The sequence below is a fragment of the Iodobacter sp. genome, from assembly GCF_025352645.1.
In the GTDB taxonomy this organism is placed as follows: Bacteria; Pseudomonadota; Gammaproteobacteria; order Burkholderiales; family Chitinibacteraceae; genus Iodobacter.
This window is the reverse complement of the sequence record NZ_JANXSO010000170.1, coordinates 1-23,622: the sequence shown is the minus strand read 5'-3', so window position 1 is coordinate 23,622 and position 23,622 is coordinate 1. Positions and strand designations below refer to the sequence as shown.

16 protein-coding genes and 2 pseudogenes are annotated in these 23,622 nt (G+C 45.8%); 5 read left to right on the top strand and 13 right to left on the bottom strand.

All coding sequences use genetic code 11. The annotated features are described in order from the left end of the window. The 3 genes and pseudogenes from Q0R17_RS18705 to Q0R17_RS18695 all read right to left on the bottom strand — a co-directional run. Positions 1-243 (bottom strand): annotated as a pseudogene (locus Q0R17_RS18705) (sodium-dependent transporter); the annotation flags it as partial. Between the two features lie 471 nt (positions 244-714). After that, on the bottom strand, positions 715-3,504 hold the full coding sequence (locus Q0R17_RS18700; protein WP_293937836.1) for a collagenase: 2,790 nt from the start codon (positions 3,502-3,504) through the stop codon (positions 715-717). Between the two features lie 179 nt (positions 3,505-3,683). Then, a complete protein-coding gene (locus tag Q0R17_RS18695) occupies positions 3,684-4,271 on the bottom strand; it encodes a HutD family protein (protein WP_293937835.1) in 588 nt (195 codons plus the stop codon). Positions 4,272-4,401: 130 nt separating this feature from the next. Here Q0R17_RS18695 and Q0R17_RS18690 point away from each other — a divergent pair, with 130 nt between their 5' ends. Genes Q0R17_RS18690 through sbcC form a run of 3 tightly spaced genes read left to right on the top strand, consistent with a single transcriptional unit; the run spans position 4,402 to position 9,403 of the window. Continuing rightward, positions 4,402-4,722 (top strand): YkgJ family cysteine cluster protein, encoded by a 321-nt coding sequence (locus Q0R17_RS18690; protein ID WP_293937834.1) that lies wholly within the window; start codon positions 4,402-4,404, stop codon positions 4,720-4,722. 8 nt (positions 4,723-4,730) lie between these two features. Further along, complete coding sequence (gene sbcD, locus Q0R17_RS18685) at positions 4,731-6,029, top strand: exonuclease subunit SbcD (RefSeq protein ID WP_293937833.1); 1,299 nt, start codon at positions 4,731-4,733, stop codon at positions 6,027-6,029. Continuing rightward, entirely contained in the window at positions 6,026-9,403 is a 3,378-nt protein-coding gene (sbcC, locus tag Q0R17_RS18680; protein ID WP_293937831.1) for an exonuclease subunit SbcC, read from the top strand. The genes sbcD and sbcC overlap by 4 nt, the downstream gene beginning before the upstream one ends. A 615-nt stretch (positions 9,404-10,018) precedes the next feature. On the opposite strand, the gene Q0R17_RS18675 is transcribed toward sbcC, so the two are convergent. From Q0R17_RS18675 to Q0R17_RS18665, 3 genes are read right to left on the bottom strand one after another with little or no spacing between them, the layout of a single operon-like run. Then, a complete protein-coding gene (locus tag Q0R17_RS18675) occupies positions 10,019-10,510 on the bottom strand; it encodes a YfiR family protein (RefSeq protein WP_293937829.1) in 492 nt (163 codons plus the stop codon). A 2-nt stretch (positions 10,511-10,512) separates the two neighbouring features. Beyond that, entirely contained in the window at positions 10,513-12,483 is a 1,971-nt protein-coding gene (locus Q0R17_RS18670; RefSeq protein WP_293937827.1) for a TonB-dependent siderophore receptor, read from the bottom strand. 2 nt (positions 12,484-12,485) lie between these two features. Continuing rightward, positions 12,486-13,802 (bottom strand): diguanylate cyclase domain-containing protein, encoded by a 1,317-nt coding sequence (locus tag Q0R17_RS18665; protein WP_293937825.1) that lies wholly within the window; start codon positions 13,800-13,802, stop codon positions 12,486-12,488. A gap of 641 nt (positions 13,803-14,443) precedes the next feature. On the opposite strand from Q0R17_RS18665, the gene Q0R17_RS18660 reads away from it, so the two are divergent. Next, complete coding sequence (locus tag Q0R17_RS18660) at positions 14,444-14,770, top strand: FKBP-type peptidyl-prolyl cis-trans isomerase (protein ID WP_374759885.1); 327 nt, start codon at positions 14,444-14,446, stop codon at positions 14,768-14,770. Between the two features lie 81 nt (positions 14,771-14,851). Here the strand turns inward: Q0R17_RS18660 and aceK are convergent, their stop codons facing one another. The 4 genes from aceK to Q0R17_RS18640 form a co-directional block, all read right to left on the bottom strand. Beyond that, positions 14,852-16,633 carry a bifunctional isocitrate dehydrogenase kinase/phosphatase gene (gene aceK, locus Q0R17_RS18655; protein WP_293937823.1) on the bottom strand — a complete coding sequence of 594 codons (1,782 nt, stop codon included), beginning with the start codon at positions 16,631-16,633 and terminating at the stop codon, positions 14,852-14,854. A gap of 235 nt (positions 16,634-16,868) precedes the next feature. Continuing rightward, positions 16,869-18,047 (bottom strand): acetyl-CoA C-acetyltransferase, encoded by a 1,179-nt coding sequence (locus tag Q0R17_RS18650; protein WP_293937821.1) that lies wholly within the window; start codon positions 18,045-18,047, stop codon positions 16,869-16,871. A 175-nt stretch (positions 18,048-18,222) separates the two neighbouring features. Continuing rightward, positions 18,223-19,944: an alpha/beta hydrolase gene (locus tag Q0R17_RS18645; RefSeq protein WP_293937819.1), complete on the bottom strand. Its 1,722-nt coding sequence runs from the start codon at positions 19,942-19,944 to the stop codon at positions 18,223-18,225. 238 nt (positions 19,945-20,182) lie between these two features. Next, positions 20,183-20,476, bottom strand: coding sequence for a hypothetical protein (locus Q0R17_RS18640; protein ID WP_293937817.1), 294 nt, complete (start codon positions 20,474-20,476; stop codon positions 20,183-20,185). Between Q0R17_RS18640 and pbpG the strand changes: the two genes are divergently transcribed. Further along, a complete protein-coding gene (pbpG, locus tag Q0R17_RS18635; protein ID WP_293937816.1) occupies positions 20,475-21,257 on the top strand; it encodes a D-alanyl-D-alanine endopeptidase in 783 nt (260 codons plus the stop codon). The genes Q0R17_RS18640 and pbpG overlap by 2 nt on opposite strands. A 69-nt stretch (positions 21,258-21,326) precedes the next feature. Here the strand turns inward: pbpG and apbC are convergent, their stop codons facing one another. From apbC to Q0R17_RS18620, 3 genes and pseudogenes are all read right to left on the bottom strand, one after another. After that, entirely contained in the window at positions 21,327-22,418 is a 1,092-nt protein-coding gene (gene apbC / locus Q0R17_RS18630; protein ID WP_293937838.1) for an iron-sulfur cluster carrier protein ApbC, read from the bottom strand. 301 nt (positions 22,419-22,719) lie between these two features. Continuing rightward, positions 22,720-23,454, bottom strand: coding sequence for a penicillin-binding transpeptidase domain-containing protein (locus tag Q0R17_RS18625; RefSeq protein ID WP_293937814.1), 735 nt, complete (start codon positions 23,452-23,454; stop codon positions 22,720-22,722). Positions 23,455-23,491: 37 nt separating this feature from the next. Further along, a pseudogene (locus tag Q0R17_RS18620) lies at positions 23,492-23,622 on the bottom strand (IS1595 family transposase); the annotation flags it as partial.

The following is a 23,622-nucleotide window of genomic DNA, read 5'->3' as shown; positions in this document are numbered from 1 at the left end:
ACCGGCCAGCTTGCGGAACATCCCCACCGGCCCAGTTTGCGCACTGCGGCCCAGGGTAAATTCCACCACCATTTGGGCAAGGCCCAGGGTGAAGCTAAAAAATAAAAACAGCAGTAAAAATACGCCACCGCCATTCATGGCGGTCACGTAAGGGAATTTCCAAATGGCCCCAAGGCCAATGGCAGAGCCTGCCGCAGCCAGCACAAATCCCAGCTTAGAGCCCCAATTAGAGCGAGTAGTCATGATATGGTCCTTTTTTCGTAGAGCTCAAGAACCAACAAATTAGGCAGGCCAGAATGCAACAAGGCCGCCTAATTTGGCGGCCTTGGATGCTTCTATCTGTGTGTTTCAGATGAACGCGACCCATCGGGCTGCCTGTGGGCAAGCCAGATAATAATAAGAATAAACGCGGGTCATATTCATCATAGTGGGCGCATAGTCAGCTTTATAGCGCGCTGCTGTCAAGCGGGCCTCTAGAGTTAAAAACATGCCGGCCACGCTTGGCTGCGGCTATTAAGCAGCTTGCCGCCAAGACTTAAACAAGGCAATAAAGCGAATACTTACAATCACTTATATCTTAAATACCCCATTAAAAGCCTTGCTATTTTGCGCTTAGCTGAGCGGCCAACACCGGCTATTTATGGTAATAAAACCCAGTATGAGTAGGGCTATGCAGCAGGAAAACAACCCTGCTGCACTGATCTAACTACCGGTTTAAGCAGCAGCCCAGCAGGCTTCTTCGCTTTGATCTACGGGTTTGGCATCCAGTACCACACGGATATCTTGATACTGTTGGCCACGATACAAGCGAACGATAATGCTGTCTGCCAGCCCTGGCTGATCTTGATCACGGCGGTAAGTGAAGCTGCCGTATTCAGAGAAATTAATCCGCCCCAGCTTAGCTGGGTTGACCAACACAAAACGATCAACCGGCTGATTCGCCCCCAGCGTGACGCGCAAGCAGCGGCCCGTACTGCTGTAGCGGGTTTTTAATAAGGCCAGTGTTGATGGTGGCTGAGTAGGTAAAGGGCTTGGCCGTGCAGTCGGCACCGTAGTTGGAGGCACGGTTGGGTTAGGGGTCGATGTTGGCACGGCAGTTGGACGAGCCGTGGGCTGCGGTGTTGGCACAACCGTTGGCTTGACTGGCGGCGGCGTGACAGGGATGCCGGTTGGATGTGGTGTTACGGCGTTATCTGCTGCCAGCGGGCCTTCACAACGCAATGCCGCACGATGCATATCCAGCTGATAATCGCTGGCAAAGCAATTCACCGCAATAAAGTTATTGGCTTTACCTTGCAAATTAATGAGTGCTTTATTCAGCAAGGCATCGCTTTCTTGATGAGCCGCAGTCAAGGTGGTGGCACGAATGGCCGTCGAGCCTGTGCATTCAAAACGGTGCAGTTCACTATCTGTACCGCTTGCCCAGTTACGGCAGCTTAGTGGCAGCTCTCTGGCTATATAGTTCTGAATAAGCGCTGGGTCTGCAAGCTGCCATTCAGATTGAGGCAGCCAGTCTTTCCCTTTTAATGTTGAAGTATCACCCAATTGCCCAGCACGCTGTAATGTAACCTGCTGATCTACAAAGGCTTTAAAGCGGGTACTTAAAGCTGTATCTGCGCTAAGGCGCTTCACCAGTGCATCAAAGCCTTTAACATCATCATTACGTAATTGCTGTAACACCTCGGCCAAAATACCTGGCTCATTGCGATGTAAAAAGTAGAACCACAGTGCCGAATGGCTATAAAAATCCCAACCATCGCTATAGCTAGAACGCATAATTTGCGCTGGCGTTTGATAACTGGCTGGCCAGTTGCTAGCCACAACCTCTACCACATGCCCACGTACTTTAATACCCTCACGCGAGGTGCTCCACGCCATAAATTCGGCAAAGCCTTCGTCATACCAAGGCAAACGGCGGCTATCACGGGAAAACTCGCCCGTGCCCCACATACCAGGCTGAATAAAACGCCCAGATAAATAATGCACGTATTCGTGGCGAACCAGCTCTTCTAAAGACAGCGAGCTTTCTTCGCTGGTGCGCTGGTAGGTGTAAAAGGTGGCACCGTTTTCAATATAAATGCCGCCGTTATCCGTAGACAAACCATTGAGCAAGCCTTGGAAGCTGCCGTAATCAGCCTTAGTGCCATACACCACCATACGTAAACGTGGGTTCGGATCATTTTTAACCGGCTCGCTTACTCCGCTTACGCGTTTTAACTGCGCCTCGACCTGCTTCATGGCGTAGTAAAGCGGCTCAACCTCATCACGGCTCAGCGGTGTTTCAAACACCAAATTGCCATTATCAAACTGCCAGCGATTCGGAAACAGCTTGGTTTTTAGCTCGGCTTCGGCATTACAAAGGTTGTAGCGATCGCAAGGCACCTTGGCGATGGTCTTAAGCGCGTATACCGCCTCAGCCCACACCGCCGAGAATCGTTCCGCATTTAGATGTAAGGCAACGGCAGGCTCGGCCAGCGGCGTGGTTTTGGGGTAAAGCATAAAACGCCCAGTTTCACGCACTGTATTTAAAAACATCTGCTCGTCTTCAAACGCCCCACGGCCTTGGCGTAATAAAGCAGCAAGGCTGCTGACTAGGCCATCGAGCTGGCCTGCCGCAACTTGATCAGCAAATCCACTCTGCCCATGCAGATTAAACAAGGTGGTTTGCATAGGATGCAGGGCATAGCGAGCATAGCTTTGCTTAAATTGACGCTGATAATGCGCAAAAAAGCTTGTTAGCAAAGGTAGGGAAAATTCTGAACTACGCACAGAATCGGCCAGAATCATGGTTTCGCTAATGCTCAGCCTTGCATCATTCTGACGCTTCCAAGCTTCGCCAGATTGTGAAGCATCTTCTGTTTGATTCAGCCACAGCGCGGGATTATCTGCCAGCGCGCTAACGACCTGCATTACCGGCTGATCCACTGCTCGGCCATAAGCGCCTACTTCCTGTGCATGGCTAAACTGCGTGTAATAGCCCGCCTTCAGAAAAGTTGCCAGCGGCCACAGGCCATCTGCCTTACCTGGCTGCCAGCGCTGGGCACGCAAACGCGCCTCCTGCGCCACCGCCTGCATATTGCTTGCTGACAGCAAAGCATAGTTTGATGCATTGGCTTCAAACAGGCTATTCATGCAGCTACCTTCCAAGGTGGCTACATACTGAGCAAGGGCTGCGCCCGATAAAGTAAATAAGCGCTTCTGATCACACTCGGCATACACGGGCACGGGCAGTGCGGATACCCCTGCTGCTCGGCCTGGAGCCCCCACAGGTGACGCAGTTTCTTTCTCCTGACGCGGTGGTAAGCCATAAGGGTGCTGAGGCGGATCAAGCAGCACCGGCGCATGTTCTGACTGCTCCTGCTGCCGCCCAGCAGGTGATGGGCTGGTCGCCCCACTGCTCTGTTCACCTTCGCTCGTAACGCAAGCCACTAAGACAGTGGCGAAAGCCATTGCAAGCAAAATAGCTTGTTTAGATCGTTTATTTCTTAACCATTTTAAGTGCATCAGTCTATTCCAATTAAGTATTTTCACTAAATTAGAACATACTAATGTATTTATATGTTACAAAAATATTCAAATAGCGTCATAAAAGTACATCAATATACATTAAATAACTTACAAAAAACAAACAAATAAAGAAATAATATTGCCCTGCCTTACCAATTTTATTGAGTCAAAATCCCTCAGGCTTTATTTAGCTGCACCCCAAATAAACGCACTTCACCATAAGGCACCAGCAGCCATTGCCCACTATCGTCCTCATCCAGATACAGACTATCAAACGGCCCAAGTACAAATTGCAGCTCGCCCTGCTGGCACAATAAAGATTCGCCCGCAGCCAAAAATAATAGCCGCCCTTCACCATTAAGCACTAGGGTTTCAGGCTGGCTAAATAGCTGCTGGCTTAGCTGCTGTGTATAGCAATCACGCCGTGTCATCACATTAAAATCCAGCACTTCTCCTTGCAACAGGCTAGCAAAAATCTTCTCTTCCCCAGCAAAGCACAGCGCCTCATCCTGTGTTGTAAGACTAAAAGCAGCAGCACCATTAATCTCTACAGCAATGCCAGTACCGGCCAAAATCGCCAAGCTCCTATCTACCCCACTAAAATCAGAAAAGCCCCCGCTCTGCCCCACCTTGGCCATGCTGATCCGCCAGTCAAAATCGGCAAGCCCAGCCCCAGCGGGTGACACCGCAATCTGATAAGTCTGCCCTGCGCCGTTTTTCCACGGCTGTGCGGCCAAATCATCCTTCCTTAAAACATGCGCCATGCTTATACACCCCATCCAAATACTGACATTTATCTGACATAATGTTAAATTATAATAATATGCGCGGCATGCCGTGCCCCTACATTTGATTTAACACACAGTACCTCTTACGCGAGCCTTCGCCACTACGATGCACTGCCAAACCTGCGGCGCTTGCTGCGCTAACTTTCGAGTGTCTTTCTACTGGGGCGAAACCGATGCCGCCCCGCAGGGTAGTGTCCCCACCACCCTGACCATCCCCATCAGCCCCCACTATGTTGCCATGCGCGGCAGCACCAGCAAACCTTGCCGCTGTATCGCCCTTGGCGGACAAGTCGGTGAAAGCGTCAGCTGCAGCATTTACACCAACCGTTCAAGCACCTGCCGCGAAGTAGTGGCAGGCGATGAGCAGTGTAATAAGGCGAGGGTGGCGCATGGGATGGAGAAAATAGCGGAAGCACTGATCATTTAAGGTGATTAGTGATTTCTGCGCCTTTCTTAGTCAGTGCAGCAAAAACCCGCTACCATTCGCAAGCGCTTCCACCTGTACCACTCTCCCTGAAAATCATCATGAAAATCATCCACACCTCAGACTGGCACTTAGGCCAGCATTTTATGGGCAAGACTCGCCAGGCGGAGCATCAGGCTTTTTTAAGCTGGTTGGTTGCCACGGTAGTTGAACACAATGCTGACGCTATTCTGGTGGCAGGGGATATTTTTGATACAGGCTCGCCCCCCAGTTACGCACGGGAGCTTTACAACCATTTTATTGTTGCCCTCCAAAAAACCGGCACAAAGCTTATTTTACTGGGCGGCAATCATGACTCAGTTGCTACTTTAAGTGAAAGTAAATCGCTGCTGGCCCAGCTAAATACCACGGTGATTGCCGGAGTAAGCGATGAGTTAGCTGAGCAAGTGCTAGTGCTGGAACAAAAAGATGGCACGCCAGGGGCGATTATTTGTGCGATTCCGTTTATCCGGCCAAGAGATGTGCAGCAAAGCCTAGCAGGGCAAACTGCTGAGGAAAAACAACTCTCATTGCAAGATGGCATCTTTAAGCACTACCAAACCCTGTATCAACTGGCCTTAGCCAAACGCGATGAATATGCGCAAGATCATTTACCAATAATCGCCACCGGCCACCTCACCACCGTAGGGGCCAGCGCCAGCGAATCGGTTAGAGAGATTTACGTTGGCGCGCTGGAAGCATTCCCCACCAGCGCCTTTCCGCCTGCTGACTATATTGCTCTGGGGCATATTCATCGCCCACAAAAAGTGGGTGGCTTTGAGCATATCCGCTATTGCGGCTCGCCGATTCCACTCAGCTTTGACGAGGCGAAGCAGACTAAAGAAGTGCTGCTCATCACGTTAAACCACACAGGCCTGCAAACGATCACCCCGCTGCCGGTGCCACGCTTTCAGGAGCTGACCACCTTGCGCGGTAACCTTGCCGAGCTGGAAATGGCCATCAATGAAATCACCGCCAAGCATACGGTCTGGCTGGAAGTGCTCGTTAGCCAAGACGATTACCTCAGCGATTTACCCAGCCGTATTCAAGCCATGATTGGCGATAAAGCCATCGAAGTACTGCGTATCCGTAAGGAGCGTAATACGGCGGCAAGCTGGCAGCCAGGCCACACAGAAACACTGGCAGAACTCAGCCCCGCCGATGTATTTAGCCAACGCATCGCCAGCGAAGAGCTAGAGCCCAGCTTACAAAAACAGCTAGAAGGGCTATATACACAAATTGTTTCTGGCTTACAGGAAGCCAAGCCATGAAACTACTGACGCTGCGCTTAAAAAACATTAATTCACTCAAGGGCGAGTGGAAGATCGACTTTACTGCTGCGCCGTTTAAAGACAACGGCCTATTTGCGATTACCGGCCCCACCGGCGCGGGTAAAACCACGCTGCTGGATGCAATTTGCCTAGCGCTGTATCACCAAACACCACGAATGAGCAGCATCTCGGCCAGCAGTAATGAGCTGATGACCCGCCACACCGCCGATTGCTTGGCCGAAGTTGAGTTTGAAGTCAAAGGCGCACGCTACCGAGCCTTCTGGAGCCAGCGCCGCGCACGCAATCTGCCAAGTGGTGCATTGCAAGCGCCAAAAGTAGAGCTGGCAGATGCCACAGGGCAAATCCTCAGCGATAAAATCAATGAAAAGCTCAGGCTGACTGAAACCCTGACTGGGCTGGATTTTGGCCGTTTTACTAAATCTATGCTGCTGGCGCAGGGCGGCTTTGCTGCGTTTTTAAATGCCGATGCCAATGAGCGCGCCGAGCTGTTAGAAGAACTAACCGGCACCGATATTTACGGCCATATTTCACAAAGTGTATTTGAGCAGTGCAAAAACAGTAAGCAGGAACTCGATCAACTTAAAGCCAAAGCCTCTGGCGTAGAGCTGATGAGCGAGGAGCAAAAAAGCAGCTTGCAAACTCAGCTCAGCGAGCTGGCAGGCCACGAGGCCACGCTTAAAGCACAGCAGCTCAATAGCCAAAATAATAAGCAATGGTGTGAGGCGCTAAGCCTTGCCAAACGCCAGCTGCAGGATGCGCAAAATCAGCAGCAGCAGGCTGAAACAGAGCTAAAAAGTAAGCAGGCCGAGCTAGTGCAACTGGCCAGCAGCGAGCCCGCTGAAAAGCTACAAGCACCTTGGTCGGCCCTTGAAAATGCCCAACTTGCCAACAAAGAAATCCAAGCAGAGCTGGGCGCATTGGCGCAGCAGCAAAATGAAACCCAGCAGCTACATAGCAAAAAACGCTGGCAAGCGCATCAAATCGCCAGCCAAATAGCGAGCACAAAGCAACAACAACTGCATACATCCCAAGCGGCCCAAAACGCCCTGCTGCAAGCCCAGCAGCCAGCTTTTGCCAAGCTGGGTGAAAAGCTCAGCGGCTGGCGCATGGCGTTCAGCAGCTTAGCCAGCTTGAATAGCGATATTCAAGGCTTGCAAGCCGAACTAGGCCAGTTGGCCAACTGCCAACTCGCCGCAGCGGTAAAACAGCAGCAGGTGCAAGTGAGCAGCAGCCACACCCATTACCAAAGCACCAAGGCCACGGAACAAACACAGCTCAATGCATTGCAACAAACACTAGCAGGTAAGGACGAAGCCCATATTTGGGCCGATTGGCAAACGCTGTTAGCACGCGGGGTAGAGTTAAACAAACTAGAAGAACTGAGTAAAACGCGTCAGCAAAGTGCTGCTCAAGCGAGCGATTTGCAACAGCAGCTGCACGACTCCCAGCAAGCATTTGCCAGTAAAGATCAGGACTTAGCCGCGCTTAGAGTTCAGTTTTCAAGTTGCAAGCAGCAGGTCAATGACAAGCAAAAGCTGCTAGAGCAAGAGCGGCGGATTACTGATCTAGAAGCGCATCGTCAGCAATTACAGCCCGACACCGCCTGCCCGCTCTGCGGATCGCTTGAGCACCCAGCGATTGCGGCCTACCAAGCGCTAAATGTTTCCGCCACCGAGGCAGAGCTGGCCAATAAGCTACTCGAGCTAGAAAGCCTTACCGAGCAGGGCAATGCACTTAGAAAAGAGCATGATCACTTAGATAACGTGATTAAGGGCCAGCAAACGCAGCTGCAATTATTGCAAACCCAGATGGCAAATCAGGAACAAGCTTGGCAAACGCTGGCCCAGCAAGGCGATTTAGCCCAGCTCAGGCAACAGCACGATGCAGCGATTCTTGCCACGCAAGCCACTCTAGACCAGCTTAGCAGCAGCAAAACCGCCTTAGATGCCGCCAAAACCGCTAGCCACGCCGCAGAAAAAGCTTGGGCAGAATGCGCACAAGCACTGACGCTTGCCGAGCAAAAACTAAGCAGTGCCCTACAACAGCGCCAAGATTTAGAAACAAGGCTCAGTAAACTTAGCGAGCAGCACCTCACCCAAGCCGAGGCGCTGCGCCTGTCTTTACCTGAGCAAATCCTTCCTGCCAACAGCAGCATGTGGTTAGCCGAGCGCGAGGCCGAGTGGCATAGTTGGCAAGCATCGCAGCAAACCTTACAAGAGCTAACCCAAACTATTTATATCCAAGGTGAAGAAAACCGCGCGGCAATCGAGCAAGCAGCACACTGGCAACAGCAAGCCGCAGGCACAATTGGGGAGCCACTGCATTCAAGCCAGCCAGAGAGCGATCTGGCCGCCTGTAGCCAACAAATCAGCCAGCTGCAAGATCAGCAAAACCAGCAGGCAGGCACCGCGCAAGCCCTACAAAAACGCGCGGCAGATCATGCTACGGTGCTGAACATCGCCGCCGATCGGTGGACTAGCGCGCTGGCCGCCAGCCCATTTGCCAACGATGCCGCCTTTATGGCGGCAAGGCTAAGCGAGGCGCAACGATCGGCATTCATAGCGCTAAAGCAGCGGCTGGATACCGCAAAGATTCAGGCCGATGCCCTGCTCGCTCAAGCCCAGCAAGCCGAGCAGCTATTACAAGCAGCGCCAAAAACCACCCAAAGCTTAGCCGAGCTAGAACAAGAGCTAGGCCAGCTTGCTGCCGCCATCAGCCAAAGCAATCAGCAGCAGGGCGAGATTCGCGGCGCACTCAGCAGTGATGAGGCCAGAAAAATGGGCCAAGTGGCCTTATTAGATCAAATCAATAGCAAGACACTGGATTACGATCTTTGGCAGCATCTAAACAGCCTAATCGGCTCGGCAGATGGGGCCAAATATCGCAAATTTGCACAGGGCTTAACGCTAGAGCATTTAATCCAACTGGCGAATCGTCAGCTAGAGCGCCTGCATGGCCGCTACCAGCTGATACGTAAAAGCAGCGGCGAGCTGGAGCTGGGGATTATCGATACTTGGCAGGGTGATGTGGCGCGAGACACCAGAACCCTCTCCGGTGGAGAAAGCTTTTTAGTTAGCCTAGCGCTGGCGTTAGCGCTATCAGACTTGGTCAGCCATAAAACCTCGATTGATTCGCTATTTTTAGACGAAGGCTTTGGTACACTGGATGGCGAAACGCTAGAAATTGCACTAGATGCCCTCGACCAGCTTAATGCCAGCGGCAAAATGATAGGCATCATCAGCCATGTTGAGGCATTAAAAGAGCGCATCCCCGTGCAATTAAAAATTCATAAATCTACGGGATTGGGCTTAAGCAAGCTGGATAAGCAATATGCCTGTGCCAGTGAAACCTGAAATAATCTAGACTGGGCCAAGGCAATATATCTTGCCCATCCTTGATTACCTGATTAGTGGCTTTACGCTCAATCCTATCAACTTAAGCAATATGCCATTCGTAGGGTGGGTGAAACCCGCGAGCGATACTAAAAAACGCGGGTTTCTCCCGCCCTACGCTGTTTCAACGCTTGTAATAGAGAGATCTAAGTTGATCGCTTAAGGTTTAACGATCAACAGTGCTCTTAAGTTGATAGGATTGGCTTTACTCTGCACGACCAGCGTCATTCCCGCGCAGGCGGGAATCCAGCTACGCTACTGAATCCCCGACAAAAACACGAGTATATGACGCTTTTTTAGCCCGCTGAAAATTCAAGAAAATTTAGCTTGGCGTTTAATACGGGGTCTACTGGTAATGCCGTTCACTTAAGGTGTTGGTTTTGCTTCCCTCTTTACAAAGGGGAAACTTAAGCAAAATATTTAAGTGAACGGCATTAGGGTCTACTGGTGTTTTTTGTGTATTTCGTGGACTGCGCCTTTTTTGACCTTGCAGCATCACGGCAGTTATTAAATGAATAGAATTGCTTAATAGTACGCAAATTGTCTTGTTTGCCGTGAATAAAAAACCATCCGCACTCACCTTACCTCTTTTGCCAATTTAAGTAATTGTGCACTCATCACCAAGCCAACATTATTAGCTTGGGTGCGGTTTATTTTAAAGCTGATACGATTGGGCTCGGTAACCAAAACAATCACCGCTTTTTCTTCAAAAGCATCGGCACTATCGCCAATCACCAAAATAGGCAAAGGCCTTAACATAGGCATAATACTATTAAAATTTTCCCGTGCCCCAATAAAAACCACATTGCAATCTGTCGCAGTTTTAATAGATGGCAATTTAATCACACGTATAGAGTTACCATTTATTTTTCTATCTTTAAATTTTTCTAATTCATCAAAAATTTCTTTCTGCCCTAATACACATAGCAATGTTTCTTTATTAGGTGGCGGGGGCCAGCTCGTATATTGAGCAAACCTAAAAATAAAGGTAGCTTTCAACTCAAACTCATCTACAACCGCCCAAGCATTTGCAGAAATAAACAAGAATAATAAAAATAAGCGGCTCATGATCAATACCTCACATTGAGCTTAAGCCGAATATCACGACCATCTTGTTTAGCTGAAAATGAATCATAATTTGCAATGCGCGTTGCTTCTCTATAAGAAACATCGCCAATATTATGTGCAGTTAAAGAAATAGAAAAATTTTTATTAAGCTCACCATTTAGGCTCATATCACCCAGCCATTGCGGATCTAAATGGCCAAAAAATATTTCTCGGCCGCTTAGATAGCGCAACTCACTTGCTAGCTTCCAATGCGAATCAAATAAAGGCACAGAGAATTTAAAATTAAGCATATGCCGAGGAGAGTTAAACACCTCATGGCCAGCAATCGTGGTTCTTTGTAATGAATAAGCTAATTTTGCTTGAAGGCCATTTTTAAAACGCTGCTCCAGCTCTGTCTCCCAGCCTATGCTTTTTATTTCTTCCAAATTAAGGTAAACAAGACCTGTCTCATAGTTAGCCTGCCCAATTAAATCACTCATCCTATAATGGTAGAGAGAGCTATTAAACTTAGTGCTCGGCGAAAAATAATACTCAGCTGCCAACTCTATAGTGTTTATTTTCTCTGCATTGGCTACATGAAAAAAATTAGCTTCATTCTGTGTCTGTTCAAAAAAATTAGGATTACGAAAAGCAGATCCATACAATAATTTAAAATTTGTTTTATCCTGTGGATTCCAAATTAGTCCTAATCGTGGATTAATATTACTTCCAAATTCAGTATGGTCTAATCTAGCCCCTGCAATAAAAGTAAGCTGATCATTAATCGAGATTTCATCCTGCGTAAATGCCGCAAAACGTTGACTAGATTGCTGACGATTAACTTGACTATCCCAGCCTTCAATATAGCTACGCCACGATTGCTCTACATTTAAACGCCCTTCAGCCCCCAATAATATTTTATGCCCTTCCAGCCGATTATTAACGACCTGAAACTCACCATCCCACCAGCGCCCTATTGCATCTTCCTTGGCAATAAACATGGACGTTGGATCAAAGTAAAATGGATTACTGCCCTGATACTCTTCTTCGTGATAGTTTAAACGCGTTTGAAAATTCCAATCATTAAACAAACTAAACTCATAACTCATCCCAACAAATGCATGCTGGCTACTTGCAACTGATTTACCATTCATAATTAATAGCTGATCATTGGTAAAATTCATTAATACTGGATTACCTTTCTCTCTATTACTAAATACGCCTGTTAATTGCAATCCACCTATAGAAAATTTAGCAAATATATTATTATTTATTTCATAATCTATTGCCGCACTGCCTTTAAAATCAGGTGCAACAACAGAATAATCCATATAGGCAGTAGTCGATGGTCCTCCACGATAAAACTGGCTGGCTGATAATAAATATTCAGCACCGTTATCTAATCTTTTTGCCACACTGGCACGTAATTTATGTGTATTAAAGCTGCCATATTCAAGCGATGCCTCGGCACCGCGTAGGCTTGAAGCCCCACGGGTTAAAATATTCACCACCCCAAAAAAAGCGTTATTGCCATAGATGGCCGATCCCGGCCCTGCTGCGTATTCAACCCTATCAATTAAATCAACGTCTAATGGAAATTCATTACCCACCAAAGCACTATCAAATACATTGTTATTTAAGCGAATACCATCAATTAAAATTAGCACGCGGGTATTATAATCACCAGGAATAGCAACCCCTCTTGCCCCTAAAAAAGTATTTACATAATCATAACTGGTATCAAGGCCAGGCAAACTGCGTAATATCTCGCCTAGCGTGCGATAGCCATATTCTGCAATATCATCGTGGCTTAAAACACGCACTGCAGAAGGCGCATTCTGAATTCTTTGCGAAAACTTAGAAGCAGTCGATGCATCTACATTCCTAGATGGGTTTAACAAGCCCGTATCCAATAGATCTTCCAGACTAGGATCGCCATCGGCTAAAGCATGATTAACATAAAATGCTAAAAATAGAATAAATAAGTTTTTCATATTTATTCAGAATAAACGAAAGACATATTTTTACCCATTTTTTTTGCCTGATACATCGCTAAATCAGCATAATGCAAGAGCATTTTTTCATCACGAGCATGTAATGGGCAGCAGGCAATACCAATACTTGCACCCACAGGCATAATATTCCCGTGAATAATAATATCTTGATTAACAGCCGCCACTAATCGATCGGCCAAATGGCTTACAGCTTCTATATTTGCAATATGAGGCAAAATAACAGCAAATTCATCACCTCCCAAACGGCAAGGCATATCAGTGCTGCGTAATAAAACATTTAAGCGCTGGGCAATAATAATCAGTACTGCATCACCTGCTTCATGCCCATATTGATCGTTAACATATTTAAAATTATCTAAGTCAATAAACATCAGTGCTGAAAACTGCTCAGTCACTAATGATTGCTCCACCATTTTTGCCAAGGCCTGATTAAAATAATGACGATTAGGTAACTTAGTTAAATTATCATAGTTAGCTAAAAGATCTAGGCAGCGGGCCGATTCTTTACTTTGATCCAGCTCTGCACGAATATCCGTTTCCCATGCCTCAATTTTGGCCAACATTTGATTGAAGTGATAAGACAAACGCCCAAGCTCATCCCGTCCCCTTGGCTGAGCACGCAAACTATAATTACGCTCTGAAGCCACTTTTTCTGCAATAGCAGATAACTCAAAAATAGGAGCCAAGGCTTTTACTTGCAAACGGTTTAAAATAATGGAAGCAATCACAATCGCAATTGCAATCAGGACTAGCCCAAATAAGAAAAACTGCAGCGTTTCTGTATAAATAGCATCAAAGCCAATTTGTAATTTAATCTCGCCTAAAGGCTCTCCATCCAGTGCAACTGGCGTAAGCACAACAATATGGTCATAAGTCATTTCAGCGGCTGAATGTGGCAGCAGTTTAATCAGTAATGGCGGCGGGCTATCAGCTGCAAGTACACCCCACTCTGCAAAGGTTTTATTTTTGGTATTTACAATACTTAAATAGCGTAAATCTGGCATGTCAGTAAAGGAATGCACCAAGGTTTTTGCCGCTTTTTGATCGTTGAAAACCAGCATGGGTGCAACATTATTAGCCAGAATATGAGCATTGGCTAAGGCTTCGCTTTTTAAACGCTGAGTTGCAATATAGCTATAGGATGCGGAAAAAAGTGCTAAGCAGACGAGTAAAGTGCTTGCAATGCCTAATACATTCAGTAGTAATAATTTCTTTGCAAGCGGCCAGCTTCCAATACGGCCAACGCGTAGGCTAAGCCCAATTTTTTTCCTCCACCAACGACTTGATTTTACTTGCATAAATACACCAATAAAAGAAGCTGCGCATAAGAATATAAGTTTATCATTTACTTCGCTAATATAGCTTCTTACTTAATAAACTTTTATAAATTTTCAACGCAGCTTTACGACGAGAAATCCCCATTAAAAGGATGAGCATGAAAAATTTAGCTGTTTATTTAGGGAACCTCAAAAAACCCATCTGATCTCATAATACAGCGTTGCGCATTAAAAAAATCTCCTTACATATCAAGCATATGCAGCGTCTATTTTTTTAATACGCGCCTTATCTTATTTAGAAATATAGGTTTTTCGAGGCCCCCTTTAATCAAGCGGCTGAATAAAACCATTTAAAAATTAACTAACAACTTAATTACCACACGATATTAAATATATTTAAGCGAAGTACCCTTATTAAAAAGCATTTTCATACACGCCCGTTGATGCCTACGCACTATGCGCCTTAGTCACGCCACAAAACCCAATTTACTTACACTAAAGTTATTTATGGACGTGTTATAGTTTACGCACAGTAAACTTAGGAAGCTTTATAAATGAAATCTCGCTTATTCTGTATTGCCCTAGGCCTTGCTAGCCTGAATGGCATCGCCCATGCGGCCACCCCAGCTGCGCTTACTACGGCCCCAAGTAAACTAGAGCAGATCGATGTAAAAGTAGGAAGTGGCAAAGAAGCTGTTACAGGGAGCACAGTTACAGTGCATTACAGTGGCTGGCTTTTTGACGCTAAGGCCGAAAAACAGCACGGCACCCTGTTTGATAGCTCGGTGGGCAAAAGCCCTTTTAGCTTTCCACTGGGTGCAAAACGCGTCATTAAGGGCTGGGATGCGGGTGTGGCAGGGATGAAAATTGGCGGCAAACGCACGCTCATTATTCCTGCAGATCTGGCTTATGGCGCACGCGGTGCTGGCGACGTTATTCCCCCAAATGCCCCTCTGGTGTTTGATGTTGAATTACTTGAGGTGAAATAAAGAGATTATCTGATTTTATTTTCACGCCACAAAATACACCCAAACCATATTGTTTGGGTGTATTTCATGATTAGCATGCATTTATGATTTATTTGGGAAACGCTTAGTAAAGCGCTCTTCCTGTGGGTAAGGAAAAAAATCTTCAATAAAACCCTGCTTAATACGCTCTTTTGCATTCTTCCAAAAGCCCACGGTAAGTAAATCTGCATGATGCTTCATAAACGCTTTTTTAACATCATCCCTCCCCAATAGAAACGTGCCAAATTCTTCGGGATACACTTCATTAGGATTACCGCTAAACCAAGTGTCGCTGCTCATTTCAAATTCTGGAGCCGGCGGCGGGGGAATACGGCGGAAATCGCAATCGGTCATATATTCAATTTCATCATAATCATAAAATACTACCCGGCCCTCTCTGGTCACCCCAAAGTTTTTAAATAACATATCGCCAGGAAAAATATTGGCAATTGCTAATTCACGCAGGGCATTACCATAATCTTCAATCACCGCATTGATTTCATCATCACGGCGCTTTTCGATAAAGATATTCAATGGAATCATGCGTCTTTCAATATATAAATGCCGCAAAATCACTTTATCATCGGTTTCCTCTAAAATAGACGGAGCCAGTTTTCTAATTTCTACTAATAAATCTTCATTAAAGCGCTCTCTAGGCAAAGCCACATCAGAGAACTCTAGCGAATCGGCCATCCGCCCAACCCGATCATGCTGTTTTACTAATAAATATTTAGCCTTCACAATGCTACGATCCACTTCTTTAGGCGGGGCAATAATGTCTTTAATAATTTTAAAGACAAAAGGAAACGATGGCAGGGTAAATACAATCATCACCATCCCTTTGGTGCCTGGTGCAAATACAAATGAATCGGTGGAATGACGTAGATGATGAAATAACTCACGGTAAAACATGGTTTTACCCTGTTTACCTAAGCCCAGCATGGTGTAAAGCTCGGCTCGTGATTTATCTGGCATCAGCTTTTGTAAATAGCGCACATAGGCCGATGGCACTTCCATATCCACTAAGAAATAAGCTCGGGATAAGGAAAACAAATGGCTGATTTGCCAAGGCTCAAATAAAGCAGCATCTAAAAATAATTGCCCTTCTGCATCGCGGCAAAGCGGTAAAGCAAAAGGAATTTCTAAATCTTCATGAATCGCTTTGCCAATAATATAAACCGCTTTATTGCGGTAAAATGGCGAAGCTAACACTTGGATTTGGGTATTTAAAGCAAACTCTGGCCAACGGCCTAAAAATTTATGCAGAGCAAAGAGCAAGCGATGCACATCTCTAGCTAAATCAGCAAAAGGTAATTCTAAGTTAAAATCCGTAAACATTTTGGCTAGGGTTGCATTCAAGCCAGTTTGGATTGGATAATAACTGCGATAAATAGGTGGCTCTGATTCTATATATTCAGTAGAGACTGCAGGGCGATAAAAAATAAAATCATTATGAAAATAGGTGCGATGCAAAATACGGCAGCATACAGAATTAAAAAAAGTTTCTGCCAGCTCTGGCTGCTGATGATTGATCAATAAGCCAATAAAATAAAGCTTAACTTTCGACCAAATAGCGTCTGGCAAGCTATCCGCATTAAAATCTAGTTTAAGCCGCTCTGCGGTTTCAATCACCCGTAAATCATAAAAAGCGATTCGATCACGCACTTCTGCACGCTGTGCATGAAAATCGCCATCTTTGAAATGAGTTCTAGCCTTGCGGCTTGATTCTCTAAATAAGCGATAGTGCCAATCAAAGCCTTCTTGCAAAGCCAAGGCAATTGCGGCCACTTCCCAGTGATCTGGATTAGGAAAATCTAAGCTAGACTCTAATTTAACACCGGTCATGATTTTTTCCTTTAAAAACAAACAGAACCAAGGTATTAGCCCTTGCCATCATCTGCTTATTTATAGACAAAATACGGCCCAACTTTGCAAATCAGAATAAATTAAACATGCTTAATACTAAACGCTTATACAATATACAGCGCCCTGTGGATTGCCCCTATGGAACTTATAAAAACATTCGGAAAAAAAAAGCCCTCAATGTGAGGGCTTTGATTAGACATTTAATTGCTAAGCATTAACGCTCTACGGCTAAAGCCACGCCCATGCCGCCACCAATACATAGTGTAGCTAGGCCTTTTTTAGCATCACGGCGTTGCATTTCATGCAATAGCGTTACCAAAATACGGCAGCCTGAGGCACCAATTGGGTGGCCTAAAGCAATTGCACCACCATTTACGTTTACTTTATTGGCATCCCACTTTAATTCACGCGCTACGCCTAAAGCCTGCGCGGCAAAAGCTTCATTGGCTTCAATTAAATCTAAATCTTCAATATTCCAGCCCAAACGCGCTAATACACGCTGAGTAGCTGGCACTGGGCCCATGCCCATAATCGTTGGGTCTACACCAGCAGAAGCGGCAGCACGAATGGTTGCCAGTGGTGTAAGGCCTAGCTGTTTGGCCTTAGCAGCACTCATCAACATTACCGCAGCAGCACCATCGTTAATGCCAGATGCATTACCTGCGGTTACCGTGCCTTCTTTATCAAAGGCTGCGCGCAGTTTGGCTAAAGATTCAGCGGTGGTGGCTGGTTTGATAAATTCATCTTTATCAAACACGATAGGATCGCCTTTCTTTTGTGGAATCAGCACAGGGAAAATTTCTTCCGCAAAGCGGCCAGACTCTTGTGCTGCAGCGGCTTTCATTTGCGAAGACAGTGCTAAGGCGTCTTGCTCTTCACGCGTAATACCGTATTTTTTAGCGATGTTTTCTGCCGTAACGCCCATATGGTAGTTGTTGTACGCATCGGTTAAACCGTCATACACCATAGTGTCGATTAGCGTGGCATTGCCCATGCGAAAACCATCACGGCTACCTGGTAAAATATGGGGCGATGCCGACATATTTTCTTGACCACCTGCAATAACAATTTCGCTTTCACCAGATAAAATGGCCTGCATACCTAGCGCAACCGCTTTAAGCCCAGAGCCACACACTTGATTAATCGTTAATGCAGGAATTGAATCTGGCAGGCCAGCGCGGCGTAGTGCTTGGCGAGCGGGATTTTGACCAAGGCCAGCAGTCAGAACATTGCCTAAAATGACTTCACTGATTTGATCTGCTGCAATGCAGGTTTTTGCAAGCAAACCACGAATTACGGTCGCACCTAACTCTGCAGCCGGCACTTTAGCTAGGCCACCACCAAAATTGCCTAAAGCAGTGCGGCCAGCAGCAACAATCACGATCTCAGTCATGCGGTATTTCCCTTAAATAGGCTGTATCAAGAGTCGGCTTAAACACCTTAATAGCGATCGCTAAACAAGGTATTTAAGCCTGTCAGTGGCAAGATGCCGATCAACATACAAATTAAAGCTTTTAAAAAAAACAAGATATCTAACAATTCTTGCTAAATGATGAATCTAAAATGCCTTAAGCCAAACGCTCTTTTACATAGCGACCAGGTGCTGGTTCAATCGGTTTGAATGCCGCATTGCCGTGCGTTTTAGATGCTGCAACTTGCTCCCCCGATAAAGGAATCAGCCATTGGCTCCAATCCTGCCACCAGCTGCCTGGGCGAGATTCTGCCCCATTAAGCCAAGTTTCCGAATCACCCGATAAATCTTCATTCACCCAGTAATTACGCTTATTGGCTTTTACCGGATTAATCGCGCCTGCGATATGGCCGGAAGCCCCAAGTACATAGCGTAATGGGCCTTTAAAAATACGGGTGCTTAAATAGGCGGATTGCCAAGGCACAATATGATCTTCACGAGCAGCAAAAATATACGTTGGTGCAGTAATGGTAGTTAAATCAATAGGCACACCACAAAGACTAAATGAATTAGGCTTAGTGAGATTGTTTTCCAAATACATATTGCGTAGGAAAAAAGTGTGCATCGGCAAGGCCAAATTAGCCGAATCATTATTCCAATAGAGTAAATCAAACGGTGCTGGCGTTTTACCCTTCAGATAATTATTAACCACGTAGTTCCAAATTAAATCATTAGAACGTAATGCTGAAAAAGTACGAGATAGCTCTTTACCGCCAATCACACCACCTTCGCTTAACAAGGCTTCGCGCTTTTTAATCAGATTCCAATCAATAAAGTGCTTGATATCGCCAGGCTCAGTGTGATCAATCATCACCGTCATCAGCGTGACAGATTCAATCCAATCCAAACCACGCGCTTGCATCACCGGCATAGCGGTAGAAACTAATTCACCGCCAATGCAGAAAGACAGCACATTTATTTTTTCTGCTTTGCCAATCTTACGCACCACATCACAAGCGCTAATCACGCCATTTTCAACGTAATCATCCCACTCTAAGTGCCCCATCTCTGGCGTCACTGATTTCCAGGAAACCAGAAAGGTTTTAAACCCTTGGCTAACGGCGTAGGCCACTAAGGAGTTATCAGGCTGTAAATCCATGATGTAGAACTTGTTTACGCAAGGCGGAACAATCAATAAGGGGCGGGAATAAACTTGAGGAGTAGCAGGGGTGTATTGCAGTAATTGGAACAGCTCGTTTTCAAAAACGACTTGTCCTGGGCTGATGCCTAGATTTTTGCCGACCTCAAATTGAGATTCGTCAGTCATGGTGATAGTGCCTTTCTGCATATCCTCCATTAACTTTTTCATGCCTTCCTGCAGACTTTCGCCTTTACTTTCTAAAGCCAGTTTCATGACTTCTGGATTGGTAAAAGCAAAGTTTGCCGGGCTCATGGCATCGACATATTGGCGAGTAAAGAAACTCATTTTCTCGCGCGCGGCATCATCGGTGTTTGCTTGATCTACCAATTGCAATAACCAACGAGAGGTTACCAAGTAGTTTTGCTTAATGTAATCAAATAGCGGCTGTTCCCACTCTGGCGCATTAAAGCGGCGATCGCCTTTTTCGGGAACAACAACTGGCGCTTTTTCTTTAGCACCAATTAAGCCTAACCATAAATCAAGTTGTTGCTTATAAAAATCGCCATGCTGCGCTAAAAAGGGATTGCTTTGCGTCAATCCAGACATCATCTGATGCATTGGAGCTAGCTCGGCGACAGGTTCGCCAGGTTGAGCCAGATTTACCCAGCTTTGCAACAGTTTCTGGTTGGTCTCAGTAAGCTGCTTGAAAATTTCATCCATCGATTTGTTATTAAACATCGGTTTTCTCCGAAAGCAACTCGAAAGGAACACCATTCTAGCAAGTTATTGCTGCACCGCAACAACAAACTTGCTGCAAAAAAACAAAATCACGAAAAAATACTCTAATCCGATTTCTATCAAATCCTACCGTACTATTTGATTTAACATGACATTTTTAAATTCATTGCGTAAAATAAAACCACAATTATGAAGGATGGCAGCGTCATATTTTTGCCGTCCCTAGCCCTTGGAGCCTCTATCTCATGCTGTACCGCATTTTCTCATGCTGCACACTAGTTGCAGCGCTAGGCCTGGTCGTACCGGCCACTGCGGCGGCAAATACTGGCCATAAATCGGCCACAAAATCGTCGATCTCTAAAACCTCAAGCCATAGTGCTAAAGCCAAAGCTTCAGCGAAGAATAAGTCCGCCAAAGCAACCAAAACATTAAAAACAACAAAAACGGCGACTAAATCAAGTAACAAACAGATTACCAATCGTGCGATTGCTAACGCGCGTAAAGATGTCACCATTTCACGCGCATTAGCCATGTCAACCACTCTAGATAACCCTGGTGTGCAATCCACGGGCGTGTTGGTGCTCAATGAGCAAAGTGGCGAGATTATGTTTGAGAAAAATGCCGATGCGGTTACACCCATCGCATCGATTACCAAACTCATGACAGCAATGGTTACGCTTGATGCACAATTGCCATTAAATGAATTGCTAACCATAAGCCAAGCCGATATTGATACACTAAAAAACACCAGCTCGCGTTTAACGGTAGGCACTACCCTTACCCGTGGTGAGTTGCTGCTTTTAGCACTAATGGCTTCTGAAAATCGCGCTGCCGCCGCTTTAGCGCGCACTTTCCCTGCGGGCCAAGCTACTTTTATTCGTAAAATGAATGAAAAAGCTCAATCACTGGGAATGCGCACCAGCCGTTTTTATGATTCAACCGGCTTAACGCCCAATAATGTTTCTACTCCGCGTGAACTAGCTTTGATGGTAAAAGCTGCACACCGCTATCCAGAAATTCATGACTTCACCACCAGTAGTGAATACAGCTTTGTTTCTAACCAAACCGGCAGAAACTTGGCATTCCACAATACCAATCCACTAGTTAAAGCAGAAGACTGGACTATTGGTGTTTCCAAAACCGGTTTTATTAATGAGGCCGGCCGTTGCTTAGTGATGCAGGCCACCATTAATGGCACACCTGTTGTGATTGTTTTACTCGATTCAAATGGCAAATACACCCGTATTGGCGATGCACAACGCGTACGTAAATGGATTGAAACCACATCCGCCAGCAAATCACGCGCTGGTTAATGTTTGATATTCTGTCCATAAAAAAACCCGACATCGTATGTGTCGGGTTTTTTTATATCTGATTAATAATCAAGTATTTTTCTGAATCACAATCTTTGGAAATTTACTGGAGAAGTCTTGTGATTTAGCGGCAATTTTTACCGCTACTTTGCGTGCAATGGATTTATATAGCTCAGCAATTTTGCCATTTGGATCCGCCACCACCGATGGCTTACCGGCATCGGCATTGAGGCGTATCGACAAATCTAGCGGCAATTGGCCTAGCAATTCAATACCATAATCAGCACCCATTTTTGCCCCACCTCCTTCACCAAAAATAGGCTCGGCATGGCCACACTGGCTGCAAATATGCATGCTCATGTTTTCAACTAAGCCTAAAATCGGCACGCCTACTTTCTCAAACATCTTAATGCCCTTGCGTGCATCCAGCAGGGCAATATCTTGTGGTGTGGTGACAATCACCGCGCCAGTTACGGGTACTTTCTGACTTAAAGTCAGCTGAATATCACCGGTACCAGGCGGCAAATCAATCACCAAGTAATCGAGCTCGCCCCACATAGTTTCATTCAAAAGCTGGGTTAAAGCTTGAGTAACCATTGGGCCACGCCACACCATAGGCTGCTCGGTATCAATTAAAAATCCAATCGACATCGTTTTAATGCCGTGATTTTCAATCGGTAGAATGTATTTATTTTCTACGGCTTCAGGCTTTTGATCGGCAACCCCCATCATGGTTGGCTGCGATGGGCCGTAGATATCTGCATCTAATAGCCCCACACTCGCGCCTTCTGCCGCCAGCGCTAAGGCTAAATTAACCGCCGTGGTTGATTTACCTACGCCGCCCTTACCACTGGCCACCGCAATAATATTTTTGATGCCTTTTTGCAATGGCAAACCACGCTGTGCAGCATGGGCCACAATATGGCTAGATACAGAAGCTTGAGCCGATTTCACCCCATCCACCGCCAATAAAGCCTGCTCCACTTGGCTTTTAATGGCCGCTAATTGGCTAGCCGCTGGATAGCCCAGCTCAATATCAAGGCTAACCGCCCCCTGCTCAGACTTTAAATTCTTGATACATTTGGCCGAAACATAATCGCGCCCTGTATTTGGATCAATTTCATTAGCAAGCGCGGCAAGCAGTAGATCGGTAGCGGGCATGGCAGATATTCCAGTGGTCTTGCTAAATAGGCGATGAAGAAAAGTCATATATTAGGCAGGGGATGATAAATAATAAGGGGTATTTCTACAATAGATTGGGATGATAAGGGCAAATTCAAGCGATATAAAGCCAGACTTTATTACGAAGCTGTCTTTGTAAACTTACTCAGATGAGCTGCATAGCGCTGCAAGCTATATGACAGCACCGTCAATACCTGCCAAGCTGCCTACGAAACACCAAAGGGAGCAAAGAGGCTGCCGATTTAGGCGGTGCCCCTTCGATATTTATGCCGCGCGGTCTTTAAGAGGAAAAATAACTATTCAACAATTTAAGTGAGATTTTTTTTGCAATAGGGCCACCCATTTTCTTATCATCTGCACTTGGAATATTTTCATCCGTAATATTGCTTACAAAAATATATTGTTTACCCGCATTTTCAACCAAGCCAATATACCAGCCATCACGCATTTTTTTGCTATTTTCCCCTTTATCACTTCTATTTTTCCAACCACTTCCGGTTTTTCCGTAAAGATCTGCCCCATGGTTTAATTTTCCCATATAAATGATTTTCTTGGTTTCAGCCATGGCTTGCTGGCTAAGTGGTAATGTGCCATTTGTAAACTGCTGCAATAAAGCCAGTTGCTCTTTTGCGGATACTTTTAAACTACTACTCAACCATGCATTACTTAAGCCATTATTTTTGCCTGGATCACCTGAAAAATCTTGATTTCCATAATTAAAATCAGCTAGATATTGTTTTATTTTACTTATACCAAGCTGTGGTGTGATTTGCTGCGATACCCAGACCGCCGAATACTTTTCCCAGCTAGCTGGGGTTTGATCCTGATTCCAATCAGGAAGATCATAGCGTTGACCATTCCATTTAAATACCGTGTCTTTATTAATAAGCCCTGCATCGAAAGCCATCAGAGCCAAGGGAAGTTTAAAGGTCGAATTCACGGGAATGCGTTGTGAGCAACGATTATTTGGATTATATTCACTCAGCATTTTCTTGCTGCTGTTATCGTAAAGCATAAAGCAGCCATCATAGCCTTTAAATAGGTTTTCCTGATTATGTCTCTTGCTCAGTTAATCGCCCTCGCGGGCAAGGCTTAGCAATGAGTAAGGCATGCAGCATGCGGGGAATAAGGGCGCATAAATCAAAACGCCTATTAAATCGGTACTGCATTTCCGCCAAATAGC